Origin of the sequence: Dyella koreensis, assembly GCF_044904565.1 — a bacterium.
Lineage (GTDB): Bacteria > Pseudomonadota > Gammaproteobacteria > Xanthomonadales > Rhodanobacteraceae > Dyella_D > Dyella_D koreensis.
Window position 1 is genome coordinate 326,426 of sequence record NZ_JADIKD010000008.1, and the last position, 16,713, is coordinate 343,138.

General features: G+C 65.4%; 11 protein-coding genes. 4 read left to right on the forward strand and 7 right to left on the reverse strand.

Annotation, left to right across the window (positions count from 1 at the left end):
• Nucleotides 1-17 precede the first annotated feature (17 nt).
• Nucleotides 18-1,103: a diguanylate cyclase gene (locus tag ISS97_RS07130; protein WP_379986957.1), complete on the reverse strand. Its 1,086-nt coding sequence runs from the start codon at nt 1,101-1,103 to the stop codon at nt 18-20.
• Nucleotides 1,104-1,269: 166 nt separating this feature from the next.
• On the opposite strand from ISS97_RS07130, the gene ISS97_RS07135 reads away from it, so the two are divergent.
• The 3 genes from ISS97_RS07135 to msrA all read left to right on the forward strand — a co-directional run bounded on the left by ISS97_RS07135 (nt 1,270) and on the right by msrA (nt 2,882).
• Entirely contained in the window at nt 1,270-1,548 is a 279-nt protein-coding gene (locus tag ISS97_RS07135) for a putative signal transducing protein (RefSeq protein ID WP_379986956.1), read from the forward strand.
• An 84-nt stretch (nt 1,549-1,632) separates the two neighbouring features.
• On the forward strand, nt 1,633-2,151 hold the full coding sequence (locus tag ISS97_RS07140) for an adenine phosphoribosyltransferase (protein ID WP_379986955.1): 519 nt from the start codon (nt 1,633-1,635) through the stop codon (nt 2,149-2,151).
• A 77-nt stretch (nt 2,152-2,228) separates the two neighbouring features.
• A complete protein-coding gene (msrA, locus tag ISS97_RS07145; protein ID WP_379986954.1) occupies nt 2,229-2,882 on the forward strand; it encodes a peptide-methionine (S)-S-oxide reductase MsrA in 654 nt (217 codons plus the stop codon).
• On the opposite strand, the gene ISS97_RS07150 is transcribed toward msrA, so the two are convergent.
• From ISS97_RS07150 to ISS97_RS07170, 5 genes are all read right to left on the reverse strand, one after another.
• Nucleotides 2,875-3,645, reverse strand: a complete 771-nt coding sequence (locus ISS97_RS07150; RefSeq protein WP_379986953.1) for a formyl transferase — start codon at nt 3,643-3,645, stop codon at nt 2,875-2,877. The two genes, msrA and ISS97_RS07150, sit on opposite strands and share 8 nt — an antisense overlap.
• Nucleotides 3,635-4,615 (reverse strand): polysaccharide deacetylase family protein, encoded by a 981-nt coding sequence (locus tag ISS97_RS07155; RefSeq protein ID WP_379986952.1) that lies wholly within the window; start codon nt 4,613-4,615, stop codon nt 3,635-3,637. Before ISS97_RS07155 ends, ISS97_RS07150 begins: the two co-directional genes overlap by 11 nt.
• A gap of 228 nt (nt 4,616-4,843) precedes the next feature.
• The gene (oxyR, locus tag ISS97_RS07160; RefSeq protein WP_379986951.1) at nt 4,844-5,794 is read right to left on the reverse strand and encodes a DNA-binding transcriptional regulator OxyR; all 951 of its coding nucleotides are present in this window, start codon (nt 5,792-5,794) and stop codon (nt 4,844-4,846) included.
• A 263-nt stretch (nt 5,795-6,057) separates the two neighbouring features.
• Nucleotides 6,058-7,947, reverse strand: a complete 1,890-nt coding sequence (locus tag ISS97_RS07165) for a S8 family peptidase (protein ID WP_379986950.1) — start codon at nt 7,945-7,947, stop codon at nt 6,058-6,060.
• 167 nt (nt 7,948-8,114) lie between these two features.
• Nucleotides 8,115-14,081: an ESPR-type extended signal peptide-containing protein gene (locus ISS97_RS07170; protein ID WP_379986949.1), complete on the reverse strand. Its 5,967-nt coding sequence runs from the start codon at nt 14,079-14,081 to the stop codon at nt 8,115-8,117.
• A 315-nt stretch (nt 14,082-14,396) separates the two neighbouring features.
• On the opposite strand from ISS97_RS07170, the gene ISS97_RS07175 reads away from it, so the two are divergent.
• Nucleotides 14,397-15,749: a sensor histidine kinase gene (locus tag ISS97_RS07175; protein ID WP_379986948.1), complete on the forward strand. Its 1,353-nt coding sequence runs from the start codon at nt 14,397-14,399 to the stop codon at nt 15,747-15,749.
• Here the strand turns inward: ISS97_RS07175 and ISS97_RS07180 are convergent.
• Nucleotides 15,724-16,530, reverse strand: coding sequence for a response regulator transcription factor (locus ISS97_RS07180; protein WP_379986947.1), 807 nt, complete (start codon nt 16,528-16,530; stop codon nt 15,724-15,726). The two genes, ISS97_RS07175 and ISS97_RS07180, sit on opposite strands and share 26 nt — an antisense overlap.
• Between the last annotated feature and the right edge of the window lie 183 nt (nt 16,531-16,713).

Genomic DNA, 16,713 nt, shown 5'->3' on the forward strand with positions numbered 1-16,713 from the left:
CTGTCGCTTAAAGGCGCTCAGACTGTCGTGGGCTGCGTCGTGGTGCCGCCGCCGCGCCCCGACGAGGCCACGCTGACCCGGTTGCGGCCCTGCGATTTGGCCCGGTACAGGGCCACGTCGGCCTGGCGCATCCAGGCGCCGACGTCCTGGATATCCTCGCCGACCGCCGCCACGCCGAGGCTTATCGTCCACGGAATGTGCTGGCCATGCCGGTTGGGGCGGCTGTTCTCGGCCAGCAGGCGAATACGCTCGGCCACCGCGCTGGCGCGTTCCAGGTTGGTTTCCGGCAACACGATGCCGAATTCGTCGCCGCCGAGGCGGCCGGGAGTGTCCACGTCGCGCAGGCCGCGTTGCAGCAAACGGGCGAGATCGCTCAGCAGTTGGTCGCCGGCGGCGTGGCCGTAGCGGTCGTTGATCTGCTTGAAGCCATCGATATCGAGCAGGATCAGTGCGGCAGGGCGCTGGTTGCGCTGATAACGCAGCCATTCGCCGCCGGCGGCTTCCAGCCAGTGATTGCGGTTGCACAGGCCGGTGAGGGCGTCGGTGCGGCTGAGCTGGTCAAGCTGGCGGTTCTGCTGGCGCACGCGCTGGGCCAGCGAGTAGTTCACCAGGCTCATCCACACCGGATAGACCAGCAGCATCGGCAGGCAGGCGACCACGTTGAGCATGGTGCTGGCGGGTTGCAGGCGAAAGCCGTTGATCCACCAGGTCGCCAGGCACACCGCGATCTGCAGCGCGAGCGACTTGCTCATCAGCCGCCAGCCGCCGGCGCTCATGCGGTCCATGGCCATCATGGCGACGAGCAGCGCGCTGGGCAGCAGGTTGAACTGCATCAGCGCCACCCAGGCGCCGCCCATGGCGGCATCGATCACCAGGTTCACGTATTCGGTGCGGATGGGTTCGGCCGCGCGCCTGGATAGCGCGTACGCCAGATGTGGCCAGACCGCGCCGCTGAGGATCAGCGTCGCCCACAACCATAGCGAGGCATGCAACTGGTACAGCACGCTGGCCACAGCCAAGGCACCAAGGGCCAGTCCCAGCATGCGCAGGCGATAGACCCGCGCCACGAATCTCAGGTGTCCATCCTGTGCCACCGTCATCATCCCCGCTCCCTCCCCTGGGAGAGCCGTTCTCATACGCGACCTTAGTGCAGCCACCATGGGCTTGCCACTATTCCGAAAGACCAAGCTTTGTTGTCGGCAGGCGTCGCGAAATCTTCACGTATACGCAGGTCTTGCGGCGTCCGGGGGCAGGGGTTAGCGTGCGGTCATGCGCATCGTCTACCGTGCCGAATCCCTGATCGACGCCCATCTGGTAAAGGATGCGCTCGAACGCGCCGATATCCCGGCGTTTGTCTCCGGGGAATACCTGACCGGCGCAGTGGGCAATCTGCCCGCGCTGGACTACGTCGCCGTGCAGGTCCCCGAAGCCAGCTTCGCTATCGCCGAGGGCGTGGTGCGCGGTGTCGAGCGGCAGCTGGCCGATGCGCGCCAGGCCATGGACGAGCTGGGCGACGATCCCGATGCGCCGGCATTCGTTTACGGCTAGTGCCGTATTTTTGCCTGCCATCCAGGCAGGCAAAGAAAAACCGGCCATTCATGGCCGGACTCTTCATTCTTGACGGAATTCCCCATGAAACAGATCGAGGCGCTGATTCGCGCCGTGCCGGACTTTCCCCAGCCCGGCGTCGTTTTTCGCGATATCACTCCCTTGCTGGCCGACGCCGGCGGTTTCGCACGCTGCGTCGACGCCCTGGCCGAGCCATGGCAGGGCAGCGAGGTGCAGGCGGTCTGCGGCATCGAATCGCGCGGCTTTATTTTTGGGGCGGCACTGGCGCAGAAACTGCACGCCGGCTTCGTGCCTTTGCGCAAACCCAATAAGCTGCCGCCGCCGGTGGTTTCGGTGGACTACGCGCTGGAGTACGGCAAGGACCGGCTTGAAGCACGTAACGATGCGCTGCGTCCCGGCGAAAGGGTATTGATCGTCGATGACGTGCTCGCCACCGGCGGCACCCTGGACGCCGCCTGCCGGCTGGTCGACATGCTGGGCGCCGTACGTGTGGGTGTCAGCGTGGTGATTGAGCTGGAGGCCTTGCAGGGCCGTCAGCGTCTGCCAGGTGATACGCCGCTGCACGCCTTGTTGCGCTACTGAGGCGGCGGGCGTTCCGGCGTTGAGAATGCACCGGATCGACGCCATTTCAGAAACTCGCAGACAGCAGGAGATCAGCCATGCTCGGTATCGGTGCCTGGAAACAACGCTTGCCCCATCGTGACGATACCCTGCCCGGGCGCGAGCAATCGATCGCTCCGGCGCAGGCGCATCATGTACATGGTCGCTCCCTGCTGGCGGAAGCATTTCCCGGCAGTGAAGTGCTGGTCATCGGCATGGGCTGCTTCTGGGGCGCGGAACGCAAGTTCTGGAACCTTCCCGGCGTGCTGACCACCGCGGTCGGCTACGCCGGCGGCTACACGCCCAACCCCACCTATCGCGAAGTGTGTTCCGGCCAGACCGGGCACACTGAAGTGGTGCGCGTGGTCTACGACCCGAAGCAGGTCGACGTGGATACCTTGCTGCAGACGTTCTGGGAAAGCCACGATCCCACCCAGGGCATGCGTCAGGGCAACGACACCGGCACGCAATACCGTTCGGCCATCTATACCTCCAGCGTTGCGCAGCTCGCCGCGGCCGAGGCTTCGGCGCAGCGCTATCAGGCCGAACTGGATCGCGCCGGTTACGGCAAGATCACTACTGAGATCGGCGCGGCGGGACCGTTCTATTTCGCCGAGGACGAACACCAGCAATATCTCTCCAAACATCCGGACGGCTATTGCGGGCTCGGCGGCACCGGCGTGAGCTGCCCGATCGGGCTTGGCGCTACTTGATGCCTTTCAGCATCCGCTGCTTCAGATAGAAGAGCAGGGTGGGGTGATACCACTGGCGCGAGGGACCTTCGCCCTCGCGCGGCGATAGGCGTTGCGCTGTCACATCATGCAACGCCGCCCGCATCAGCGGAATCGCCTTCGCGATCTGGTGGATTGGATAGGTAGCGAAGTTGTCGTCGGCGTCGACATCGATGGTGGCCTGATAAAGAATGCCGCCGGTGTCGACGCCCTCATCGACTACATGCACGGTGACGCCGCAATGCGCGCGGTCATTCATGGCCAGCGCCCAGTAGCCGCCATGCACGCCCCGATAGGCCGGTGTGATGCCCATATGCGTGTTGAGGAAGGGAGCCTCGATCGAGGTCAGCAGCTTTTTCGACAGGATGCGGGTGCCGTTGACCACCACGGCATCCGGTGCGAGCTCCCGCAGCAGTCGAATCACCTCGCGCTGGTTGGCGCTCGTCACATGAGTGATGGCCTGTGAAGGGATGGGCGCGTCGTCCAGGCCGTAGCGTTGCAACAGTTGCCGCACCCGCCGACGGGAAATTTTGCCCAGCCAGCGGCTGAAAGCGATGAAGGCGATCTGCCCGAGGGTTTCGCTCCAGCCCAGTTTCTTCGCGCGATGCCGGATCATCTTCGCGGAAGAAGGCTTCTGCTCCAGCACCACGGCCGCAATATCGAACCCGTCGGACAGGCCGTGATACATCAGTTGGGTGGACAGGCCAGCGTCGGCCAGAATCACGATGCGCGGCTTAGCCGGCATGGAGATCTTCCAGCAACGTCGACACCTCACCCATGTTCAACGACTGCATGCCGTAGCGCTGCCTGAGTTCGGCGTAATAGGCGAGTACTCTCGCCAGAAAGCGTTGGTTCTGTTCCACGTGCGCGCCGAAGTTGTGCGGGTGCCACCACAGATGGAACAGCTGCTGGTTGACCGCCGCGTGATGCATCGCGCGCTTGATGCGGCGCAGGCGCAGGCCGTCGAGCCAGGCGAACACGGGCGTATATGGCCGCAAGAAGCGGCTGGACGGAATGTTGAACGGGCGACTGCTTGCGCAATCTTCAAGCGTGTGGGTGTTGTATCCAGTCACATTGAAGTACGCGTCGAGCAGGCGCGAGCCACGCACCAGTGCCGTTTGTTGCCCATGATTCTTGGGTTTGTAGAACGGCGCGCTTTCATTGCCGCGATAGCACTGGATACCGAATTCCTGCAGTACCGACAGATATGCCGGGTTGCTCTGGTTGCGCGGAAACACCAGGCTGCTGACATCGATGCCGCGTGCCTTGGCGGTGTCGACCGCGGCGCGCAGATCCGCTCTGAACGCATCGATGGTTTGCCCATCCTCCAGGCAGTAATAGTGCGAGAACGTGTGCGTACCGATTTCCTGGCCAGGGTAGCCACGGATCAGGTCGATCATCTCGGGCGCGAAATGGTATTCGTCGTCACCGCCCCAGACGTGTTCGTCGATGTAGCGATACGACGACAGGTCCGGCTTGGTGTAAGCCGGCGTGTCGTGCGGCAACTGCGGACGCAATTCGGCAACGTCAGTGAAGAAAACGAAGCCCAGGGTGGCCCAGGTGGCATGCACGCCGTGCACGTCGAACAGCGCGAGCATTTCACGGATGGCCTGGCGTTCTCCACGCAGGTTTTCCTCGTAGCTCTGGATGCTGCGTACGTCGCGTACGCCCCAATACAGTTCAAGATCCAGTGAGACGGTAAAAATACCCGGCATGTGCTCGCACCCACCTCATTGATCCGATGTCAGTCCCCCTTTCTCTGGCGGCTTAAGACGCCGCGTTCAGCCTTCACAAGATCCACATGTTTCGGGCGAATAGGGCGGATTGTTCGGGGATAAATCTGAAGGGCGGATGAGGCGGTTGTTATCGCGATTCATGTGCACATGCACATGCCAGCCAGTGCGCAGAATTCAGCGCAGGTTGCAATGTCGTGGGAGACGGAATCAGCCCGCGGTGCGGGCCCGGCCAGCCGGCTTGGCTTCGCCGATGGAGGGACGCAGCAGGTCCGCCGGCATGCTGCGGATCACTTCCGCGAAGCGCTTGAGGAAGTTGCCCATCGAGGAACTCTTGCGCCACACCAGCGCAATACGGCGGCTGGGCGCATGGCCGGAAAATTCGATCAGGTGCACGTTGTCGGTGCGCGCTACCGGCGGCTTGATCGCCAGCGTGGGCAGCAGGGTGATGCCCACGTTGGCGGCCACCATCTGCCGCAACGTTTCGAGACTGGTCGCGCGGAAGCCGGAGCGCTCGCCCGCACCAGCCAGATGGCACACCTCCAGCGCCTGATCGCGCATGCAGTGGCCGTCTTCCAGCAACAGCAAGCTTTCGTCCTGGAGATCGCCGAGTTTCAGGCGCTGCTTCTTGTGCGCCAGCGGATGCGCTTCCGGCACCGCCAGCACGAAGGGTTCCTCGAACAGGAATTCCGTATGCAGGCTGTCCTCGTGCAAGGGCAGGGCGAGCACGCCGACATCGAGCGAGCCCTCTCGCAGCATCCTGATCACCTGCTCGGTCTTCTCTTCCACCAGCAGCCATTCCAGCCGTGGGAAACGGTCGCGCACCAGCGGTACCAGATGCGGCAGCAGATACGGGCCGAGCGTGGGGAAGATGCCCAGGCGCAGCGTGCCCGACTCCGGATCGCGCGTGCGCTGCGCGATTGCCTTGATCTCGTCGATCTCTGCCAGCACGCCGCGCGCGCGGCGCGCGATCTCGCGGCCAGTCTCGGTGAGCAGCACTTTGCGCGGCGTGCGTTCCACCAGCGGCACGCCCAGCTCGTCTTCCAGCTTCTTGATCTGGGTGGAGAGCGTGGGCTGGCTGACGAAACTGGCCTCGGCGGCACGCCCGAAATGGCGATGCTCGGCCAGGGCCACCAGGTAATGCAGGTCGCGCAGATTCATGGCGAGGGTCCGTACGTGATCGATAGCTACTATCTATGATTTCGATGCTAACAATCAATTGGAGCAATGCCGACGGGCGGCGTAAATTGCCTTGCATGGCCGCCCCCCGGCCATTACCGCGCGCGACTCTTGCCCCTCCCCCCGCATGCGCGCGGCTCTCCCCACGGTGGTGAAGCCCGCTTCGCCACCGTTTTTTTTGCCGCGCACAAAAGAACACCCCGGCACGGCGGCCGGGGTGTTCCTTGCAGCACAGTCTGGTGCGATTACTGCGTATAAGTCGCCAGCACCGACACCTTGTCGAAGGCCTGCACGCCGAGCACGCGGATGTAGTACGTGGTGGTCTGCGGCTGGGCGACTACCACGGCTTCGCTGTTGCCCGGTTTCACCGAGCGGAAGTCGGCATTGCCGCCATCGCTGGACGGTGCGGAGCCGGCCTTCACGAACAGCGACACGTCGCCGGTGCCGCCCAGCGTGCGGATGTTGAGCGAGCGTGCGCCAGCGGGTACATCGATCGAATACAGGATGCTGGCACCCATCCCGCCGCTCTGGCCGCCGAGCAGCACACCCTTGGTCAGCGCCACGACCGGCTCGTTGCCCGTGTCGTTGCCGAGTGCCTTGTTGACTGCGGCGAAGGCATCGACGATGCCGGCGCCGATCGGCTTGTCGATGGTTGCCGGGAAACGGCGCGCCGTACTGGTAAGCAGGTTCTTGATCTGCGCCGGCGTCGGTGTCGGCAGGCCGGCCTGCTGGGTGGCGCCGAGGATCATCGCTATGGTGCCGCTGACATGCGGCGTGGCCTGCGAGGTGCCCGCCATGCCGCCGTAGGTCGCGTTGGCCGGCACCGTGGTGCCACCGTTGATCGCCGACCACACGAAACCTTCCGGGTTGGCCTGAGTGCCGGTATTGGGATCGTCGTTGGTATAGACGCCGCCGCCCGGCGCCGAGATCAGCACGCCGCTACCGTAGTTGGAATAGAACGCGCGCTTGCCGGTGATGCCGTTGGACGCCACCGCGATCACGCCCGGGCAGCTCGCCGGCGAGTAGTTGGCGACATCGGCGTTGTTGTTGCCCGCGGCTACCACCACCGAAGCACCGCGGGTGATCGCACCGGCAATCGCCTGGCCGGTCACGCTGTCGGCGGTGCAATTGCCGCCGCCACCGAGACTCATGCTGATGACTTGCGCCGGATGCGTGTTGTCCGGCACACCATCGACGTGTCCGCCCGACGCCCACACGATGGCGTCGGCGATATCCGAGGTATAGCCGCCGCAATGGCCGAGCACGCGCACCGGCAACACCTTCGCCTTGTAGGCGATGCCGGCCATGCCGGTGCCGTTGTTGGTGAGCTCGGCGATGGTGCCGGACACGTGCGTGCCGTGCCAGCTGCTGTTTTCGCCGGGGTCGCCCGCGTCGCGGCATTGGGCATAGGTATCGCCGGTGGTCCAGTCGCCGCTGTCCCAGCCGCCGGGCACGCGGCCATCGGTGCTGCGGCCGGAGACAAAGGCGTCGATGATGAAGTCATAGCCGGCGTCGGCCAGGCTCAGGTCGATATCCGGATGCTGGGTGATACCGGTGTCGAGCACCGCCACCGTCACACCGTTGCCATCGGCGATATCCCAGGCATTGTTGATGTTGGCGCCGCCGGTGGCGTTGGAGAAATGCCACTGATACTTCGCGTAATAGGTGTCGTTGGGCGTGAAGGTTTGCGGCGTGACATTGGCCGGTGCGGCGATGTCGCGCACAGCGCGCATCATCACGTCCTGCTCCACGTGCGCCACAGCCGGATCGGCGGCGATCTGCTGCATCAGCGCGCTGGCTTCGGCGGCGTTGAGCTTGCGCGAGGTGCGCACCAGATCCGAGCCGATCGCCAGCTTGCGCTGATAGCTCGCCGACACCGGCACGCTGAAGGCCGAGCGGTTCGCGCGGCTGACCGCGGCTTTTACGTTCTGCAATGCGGCGCTGCGATCGAGGTGTTCGGTGGTGCCGTTGCGATAGGTGACGATGAAGCGGTCGAATCCCTTGGCGGTGGACAGGCTGCTGACGGACATCTTTGAAATGGACGGCTGCGCGGCGTCGGCGGCGTGCATGGCTGGCACGGCCAGGACCATCGCGGCGGCGATGGCGCTGAGGCGGAAAGAGCGGAACGACTTCATTCGGTAGGACTCCCCAAAAGAAAGTAAGTCATGAGACGGAACCGGGTGGCCCCGCGAGGATCCCGGACGATGCGGCGCCCGGGCTCCACCATGCCGTTGCGGGTGCATGGCGGAGTAAGACAGGCCGATGGCGCGTTCCTGTGTCTGGGCAGGTCGGCGCCGCCGCATCACCAGCCGAAGCTGACGCCGACCGTTCCGCTGGATTCACCGCCCCCCGCGATGGTTCCACCGACAAGCACGCTGCCATTGCCCGGAATGCGGTGGGCATAACCCACGGCCAGCGCACCCTGGCCGCGATAACCGCCGACGGCCGCACTGACTTTGTTGTCTGTGCCGGGGGCGGCGGCAATCGCACCGGCCATGCCGGCCATCGCGGTACCCATCGCACCCACGCGATCCAGGCGCGTGTTGAGCGTCTGGAACTGGTCGTTGACCTGGCTGCGGAACGCATTGAAGTCCGTGCTGCTGACGGCATTGCCGAGTTTCGAATCGGTGTACGCCTTGGCGTCGCTCAAGGCCTTGGCGTTGCCGGCGTCGCTATAGGTCTTGGCGGTTTGCAGTGCTTCGTCGACCTGGCCGACCGTGGCCGCATCCGTCGCGGCAGTGCCAGCCGCCACGTTGGTGATCTGCCGCTGTGTTGCGGCGGTGCCCACCGAAACACTGTTGGCACGATCCGCTACCGAGCTCGCACCCAAGGCCACGCTGTTGTTGGCGGTTGCCTGCGCGCCTTGTCCCACCGCGGCACCGGAGGCTGCCGTCACCGAGCTGTCCGCGCCCACCGTGACGGCGTTGGTCGCCACCGCGGCGACGCTGGTGTTGTCGCCCAGCGCGGTGCTGCCGTCGGCATGGATGATGGCGTTGTGGCCGACCGCCGTATCGCGGCTATCGGTGGCTAGGCTGCCCTGACCGATCGCCGTGCCGCGACCATCTCCTGCGGATACCTTGCTGATGCTGGCGTTGGCGTTGGCGTTGCCTTTGCCATTTCCCTTGCCGTTGCCATTTCCAGCGTTGCCGTTACCCGGTTTTTGTTCGATGGCATCGACACGACTGGTGAGCGCGCCGATGGAGCCGTCCAGCGCGCCCAGTGCATCGCCGACGCTGTAATAGCGGCTGCCCTGAATGTTGTAGACCGGCCCGAACAGGCCATGGGCCCCCATGCTTGCACCGCCGCCCAGCATCTGCGCGATGCCATCGCCCAGGTTATAGAGCTGGCTGCCGTTGATCGCATCGGTGCTGCTGGCCGACAGTGCGCCGGCACGCAACTGCGTAAGCATGGTGCCGCCGTTGCCTTGCAAAGTGATCGTCGACTTGTCGGCGCCGTCGTACTTCACACTGCTGGCGATGCCGCTGCCCACCGTACTCACCGCATCGTTGAGCTGCTGCACGTTCACTGCATCGGTCGATTCGGTGCCAGCAGCGACGTTGGCGATCTGGCGGTCGATCGCCGGGTGCGTGGTGACGCCGTCGAGATCGGTCCATGGTTTCGCCGAACCGACCGACACCGTATTCGCGCGGTCCGCATACGAACCCTGGCCAAGCGCGACGCTGTTATCCGCCATTGCACGTGCATTGCCGCCCACGGCGGTGCTGTTGTCGTTCGCGCCATAGCTGTTGTAGCCGATGGCGGTGGCGACATTGCCGGTGGCCCAGCTTTCCAGGCCCACCGCGACCGACTGGTTCTTCGCCCAGGTATTGATGCCGAGTGCTGTGCCGTTGTCGCCGGAACGGCTGTTGGTACCCAGGGCGGTGGCAACAGCGCCGGCGACACTGCCGTTGCCGACGGCGGTACCCAATTCACCGGCCTGCGATGATGCGCCTACCGCCGTACTGAACAAGCCATTGCCCCAGGCGCCCGCACCCACTGCGGTGCTGCCCATGCCACTGGCATAGGACAGGCCGCCGAGCGCCGTGCTCTGCCAGCCATTCGCCGACGCAAGCATGCCGATGGCTGAGCCGAACGGACCGTTGGCCGCCGCGCCTGAACCCATCGCCACGCCACCCGCACCGTTGGCGCTGCTGGAGGCGCCGATCGCGACCGCACTGGTGCCCTTGGTCGACGCGCGCGATCCGATGGCGATGCTGTTGGCAGAGTTGCTCTGGCTCCCCGTGCCCATGGCGATGCTGTTGTTGCCGATCGCTTGTGCACTCGCACCGATCGCGGTGGCCTGCTTGCCCGATGCCACCGTAGGTGCATAGACCGGATTACCGTTCGCATCGACACCCGTCTGCGTCTGTCCACCCAACGCCACGCTCGATTCGCCCGACGCCTGCGCCGCCGAACCAAACGCCGCGCTGTTGTTGCCTGAAGCGACGCTGCCGTAACCGCTTGCCGTGCTCTGCGTGCCGAGCGCATTCGCACCGCTGCCGAACGCGGACGCGCCCTGGCCTGCGGCATAGCTGCCCGCGCCCGCGGCGGTGGCGTACTCGCCATCGGCGATCGCGTCATCGCTGCCGTCGCTGTTGCCGTTGGCCTTGAAGTAATGGCTGGAACTCGCCGTGGCGGCGTTGAGCTGCGACACGTTCACTGCGTCGGTGGCTTCGGTACCTGCGGCGACATTGGTGATCTGCCGATCGATCGCCGGATGCGTAGTGACACCATCGAGATCGGTCCACGGTTTCGCCGAACCGACCGACACCGTGTTCGCGCGATCCGCATACGAACCCTGGCCGAGCGCGACGCTGTTGTCGGCCATCGCACGCGCGTTGCCACCCACCGCCGTGCTGTTGTCGTTCGCGCCATAGCTGTTGTAGCCGATGGCGGTGGCGACATTGCCGGTGGCCCAGCTTTCCAGGCCCACGGCGACCGACTGGTTCTTCGCCCAGGTATTGATGCCGAGTGCAGTGCCGTTGTCGCCGGACAGACTGTTGGTGCCCAACGCGGTTGCGCCGACACCAGCGATGCTGCCATTGCCGACCGCCGTGCTCACGTCGCCGGCTTGTGAGGATGCACCGACCGCCGTAGCGAAGATGCCATTGGCGAATGCGCCGGAGCCGAGCGCCGAGCTGCCCATGCCATTGGCGTAGGCCATGCCGCCGATCGCCGTGCTCTGCCAGCCCTTGGCCAGCGAGAACATACCGATCGCCGTGCCGAACGGGCCTTCCACATCGGCCACGTTGCCGATGGCGACACCGCCAAAACCATTGACCGTGCTGTTGACGCCGATGGCGACGCCACCGCTTCCATTGCTCACCGAACCTGCGCCCATCGCGATGGATGCACCGCCATTGGCCTGGCTGGCAGTACCCATCGCAATGCTGTTGTCGCCCACGGCCTGCGCGCCCTGGCCGATCGCGCTCGACTGTTTGCCGGAGGCGACCGTCGGTGTGTAGATCGGATTGCCGTTGGCGTCGGTCGCTGGATTGCCTGCCGCATCCAACTGCTGCGCCTGACCGCCGAGCGCGAGGCTCGATTCGCCGGTAGCCTGCGCGGCCGAACCCAGCGCCGTGCTGTTGTCGCCGGAAGCCACGCTGCCATAACCGATCGCCGCGCTTTGCGCGCCGAGCGCATTCGCGCCGCTGCCGAATGCGGCGGCGCCCAGGCCCGCGGCATAGCTGCCCGCACCTGCGGCGACGGCGTACTGCCCGTCGGCGATGGCGTCATCACTGCCGTCGTTGTTGCCGTTGGCCTTGAGGTAGTGAGTGGCCGTGGCGGTCGCGGCATTGAGCTGCGACACGTTCACTGCGTCGTTGGCTTCAGTGCCATTCGCCACATTGGTGATCTGGCGATTCACGCCAGTAAAGTCGTTGCCCACCGAAACGGTGTTGTCGCGATAGGCGACGGAGTTGATGCCGATCGCCGTCGAGTTGACGCCAGCCGCCATCGCGCCTGCGCCGAGTGCCAAAGCACCGTCCGCTTGCGACGACGAGCCTGCGCCCACCGCCACGCTGTTGCGCCCCCACGCGCCGACGTTCTGATCGAAGCCGATGGTGCCGGGCTCCAGCGCATAGGAACCGCCGATGGCCACCGAGCCATCGCCCGCCGCAGTGCTGTAATAGCCGATGGCGACACCGTGCTGACCGGTGGCCGTAGAGATCGAGCCGATCGCGATGGTGTGATCGCCGCCTGCCGCGAACGTATCGGTACCGATGGCGATGCTGCCGGTCGACAGCGACATGGAGTTGGTGCCTAGAGCCAGCGCGTAACCGCCATCGGCCAGTGCACCGGCACCATAGGCCGTCGCGCCATATCCGGCGGTGTGCGCGTAGGCGCCTGTCGTCGTATTGAAGTCGCCTTCGGCGATGCCGCTGGCACCGACCAGCACACTGCCGACGCCGCTGGAAACACTGTCGGCGCCGATCGAGATCGCGTGATCGCCAGTGGCCTGGCTGTTGCCGCCTTGCGCAATGGCGTGATCGCCGCTGGCGACGCTGGCATAGCCCTCGGCCACGCTGTAGTCGCCGATCGCATTGGCGCCGCTGCCGTGCGCGGACGAACCTGTGCCGAGCGCAAGACTGCCGCTGCCGGTCGCCGTCGCGTAATCGCCTTCCGCATCGCTTTGATAACCGTGCGCGCTGCTTTGCGTGCCGTTGGCGATGCTCAGCGCGCCGGTAGCCGTGCTCGCCGCACCGTTGGCCAGGCTGCCGGCACCGGTCGCCGTGCTGTTGTCGCCGCGCGCGATGGCGCCACTGCCGATCGCCTGCGCGCCCGCACCACTGGCGCCGGCAAGATTGCCCAACGCGATCGCGTTCTGTCCTTCGGCAAAAGTGGATTCGCCCAGGCCGGGCATGCCGTCGCCGTTGGTATCGGTCCACTCGCTGCCGCCAATGGCGATCGCGCCGTCGCTGTTCGCAGCGGCGTTGTAGCCCAGTGCGAGCGCATGTTGCCCATACGCCAGACTGTTGCCGCCCACGCCGACCGCGCCGACGCCGATGGCAGTGCTGTATCCGCCCACGGCGACGTTGAAGCCGCCGGCCACCGCGCGCGAGTACGCGCCCATCGCAACACCGGCTTCGCCATTCGCGCCGCTGCCGAAGCCCGCCACCAGGCTACCAGGCCCATACGCCTCGGCACCGCCGCCGACGGCGGTAGAACCCATGCCTGCCGCCACGCTCAGCGCGCCCAGTGCGGTCGCCGCCTGTTCGGCTTCGGCGCTCGCGTGCGCACCCACCGCGGTATTGCCGAACCCGCCCGAGTACGCGCTCTGGCCCACGGCGACGGCAGAGTCGCCGAACGACATCGAGCCTTGGCCGACCGAGGTGCTGCCGATGCCCGCCGAAATACTTTCGCCACCGATGGCGATGGACGCATTGCCGGTGGCCTGCGCGCTGGCGCCCAGCGCCATGGTTTCCCAGCCTTGCGCGTTCGCGCTCTTGCCGGCGGCGAGCGCGCCATCGCCGCTGATGATGGCGTCGTCGCTGCCGTCCTTCGCACCATCAGCCTTGAAGTAGTGCTGCGCATCGCTCGTGCTGTCGCTCAGTGCATCGAGCTGCGCCTTGTTCACCGCATCCGTGGCCTGTGTGCCCGCAGCGACGTTGGTGAGCTGGCGCTCGTTGCCGGCCGAGCCGATGGATACCGTATTGGCGCGCGTCGCCTTGGAATCGGCGCCGAGCGCCACGGCATTGGCCGCCGATACGTTGCTGCGCGTGCCCAGCGCGGTGCCATTGGTCGCCGCATCCATTACGCGAGCGTCATACCCCAGCGCAGTCGCGCCGGTAGCACGCGCCTGCGCATTGGAGCCGACCGCGGTGGCAGTCGCCAGCAGTGCCTGACTGTTGGCGCCGAGTGCAGTGGTATTGGTATCGGCCGCGTTAGCGTTGTTGCCGAAAGCTGAAGCGCTGATCTTCTTCGCCTTACTGTTGGCGCCGACCGCCGTAGTACCAGCCGCACCGGCCTGGCTGGTGTTGCCGATGGCGGTGGCGTCGGCACCCTGGGCCGTGCCGCCGCCGGTGGCGAAGCTGCCATCGGGGTTGGGTTGTCCGTCGCTGGCGGAAGCGGGGGCGACTGTGGTGTTCGCGGCGACGGTTTCGGTCGCATGCACCTCGCCTGCGCCGAGACAGGCAACCAGAGCGATGGCGGCGACCATTGAGCGTGCGCGTTTCGTCGCGCCGCCCTTGCCACTGGCGCGTGCCAGTTCCGAGGCCACCACCAACATGCCGAGCGACTTGCTCCAGACCTTGCTATAGATCGTGTTCACTAGCTGACTCCCCAAGACGAATTGGATCAGGACGGATCGGATAGGCCAGACAGCGCTTGGCGTCCCTGCGGACTGCCTGGTCGAAGTGGCATCGAACCCTTCGCACGGCGGCGCTCCCCCAAGCGCGGCCAGTACGAGTGCCGGGACCGCTCCCGGGCCCCGTCATTCGTCGAGATTTGGTGAAGCGGGGGCGCCAGTCACGCACGCTTTCCAACGACCTAACCGAACCTAACCAAAGCCATCGCTTGCTCTCTCTTCACGCGAGTGCGACAAATACCGAGCTCGGCGACATCACTGCGTACCAAAGGAGTGGTTGTGTTACGTCAGCTCTGGCTTTCAGCAAAACACTGGCTTGAACGCGCGCCGGTCAGCGATCCGGTGGATCGCCGCAATGCCGTGGTGATGCAGCTGGTATTGCTGTTCATCGGCCTGATGCTGCCGATCAACTGGGCCTATCACCTGCTGGTGGTGGGCATGAGCAAGTGGCGCGGACGGGATTTGCTGCTGGCCGCCGACATGGCGACCGCCGTGGCCGCGCTGGTGGCGTTCTTCCTGATTCGCACCGGCCGCTTCCGTCTGGCCATCCAGCTCTTTCTGGCGGTGATGCTGCTGGGGCTGTTGGCGGATTCAACCGCGATCGGCTTTACCACGCTGATGTTCGACCAGACCTTTATCGTGCTCAGCCTGGTAGTGGGTGGCCTGGTGCTGGGGCGGCGCGCGTTGTGGGTGATTCTGGCGATGCTGCTGGCGACCTTCATCTTCGCCATGCTGGTGGATGCGCAGGCGCTGGTGAGCGAAGGCAAGCCGAGTGCCGCGGCGTTCGGCAATCTGCCGTCGACGATGATCAGCTATCTGTTGATCACTATCGTCATCGATCGTTGCGTCAATGCATTGCGCGAAAGCCTGGATGAATCGAACGAGCGCGGACGCCGGCTGCAGCGCGAGATGGTGGAGCGCGAGCGCGCCCAGGCACAGCTGCTGCACGCGCAGAAGCTGGAGGCGGTGGGTCGCGTCGCCAGCGGCGTGGCGCACGATTTCGACAATGTGATCGGAGTGATCCTGGGCTTCTCCACGCAGCGTGAGCGCTTGGCCGACAAGGGGCAGCGCGCGTTGGTCGATGCGCTGGAAGGCGTGGAGCTGGCCGCGCGCCGCGCCGCCGCGGTCAGCCGCAAGCTGCTTACCTTTAGCCGCAACGATGTCGCCGCGCCGCAGACCTTCGATGCAGCGGAAGCATTGCGCGAACTGGTACCGATGCTGCGCCAGTTGTTCGGCGCCACCACCCGGCTGCATCTGCACGCGGATATGGGCGTTGCCTTGCCGGTGCGCATGGATCGCGGCCAGTTCGAGCTGATGCTGCTGAATATCGCCGCGAATGCGCGCGACGCGATGCCGGCGGAATCCGGTGTGTTCGAGATCGAGGCTTACCGCGAAGACATGGCTTCGTGTGTGCTGATTACGCTTCGAGACAACGGCAGCGGCATGAGCGAACAGGTGCGTGCGCGTGTGTTCGAACCGTTCTACACCACCAAGCCGCCAGGCGCTGGCACCGGTCTGGGCTTGGGCGTGGTGTACGACCTGGTGACCGGCGCGGGCGGCAGCATCGTGGTGGATAGCGCGCCGGGGCAGGGCGCGTCGTTTTCGATCAGGTTGCCGCTGGCTGCGGGTTGAGTTCCTGGCCGGCGTCGGCCGCGCTCTTGTCCGCCGTGTTCTCGCTGACGAACACATAGCCTGCGCCACGCGCCGTCATCAACGGCAGTGCGGAGCCGATCTGCTCGCTGCATTTGCGGCGCAGGCGATACACCAGCATTTCCAGGCGATGCGGATCGAACTCGTAGACGTCTTCGGAGAGCGCGCCGATCAGTGCTTCGCGTGATACCGGATGGCCGTGCGCGGCGAACAGCCGTTGCATCACGCAACGTTCCGGCACCGACAGCGCGACCATCGCGCCTTCCGGCGAGATCAGGCACCAGCCGTCGGTTTCCAGGCGCCAGCATTTGCCCGGCTCGTCGGCCGCGCTCAGGCGCTGCAAGCTGCCGCGCAACGGAATCTGCAGGCGGCGGGCCAGGCTGTGCAGATTGGCGGCGAGCAGTTCCACGTCGACCGGTTTGGACAGGAACAGATCGGCGCCGCCGCTGAGCGCGCCGATCTGATCGGCGCGGCGCTTGCTGCCGGTGAGCATGATGATGCCGATCGACGACAGCTTGCGCAGGTGGCGCGCAACGGTGAGACCGTCTTCGTCGGGCAGACCGATGTCGAGCACGATCACGTCGAAATGCTCGGTCAGCATGCGCCGGTACAACTCGGCGGCGGAGCGCGCGCCGGTGACGTTGAAGCCGAAATCCACCAGCCCGGGAAGAAGGATGCGCTCGCGCAGCAGGTCATCGTCCTCAAGCACCATCACGCGCAGGGTGCGCGGGGGCAGCACGTTCATTCGGCTCAGATAGGACATGGATACCTGCCATGGAATCCCGCAACAGCGCATATCGACTATAGCAAGCACCCTAGGAAATATCGCAAGATTTTGTCGGCGATTTCGTGAGTTCCATCGCTGATGTTGCGCCGCCGCATCCCGTGCCGCGGCCAGGCGCTGGCCCCGGTCATGCCTTTTGGCACTGGGTCATTCGTCATGGCT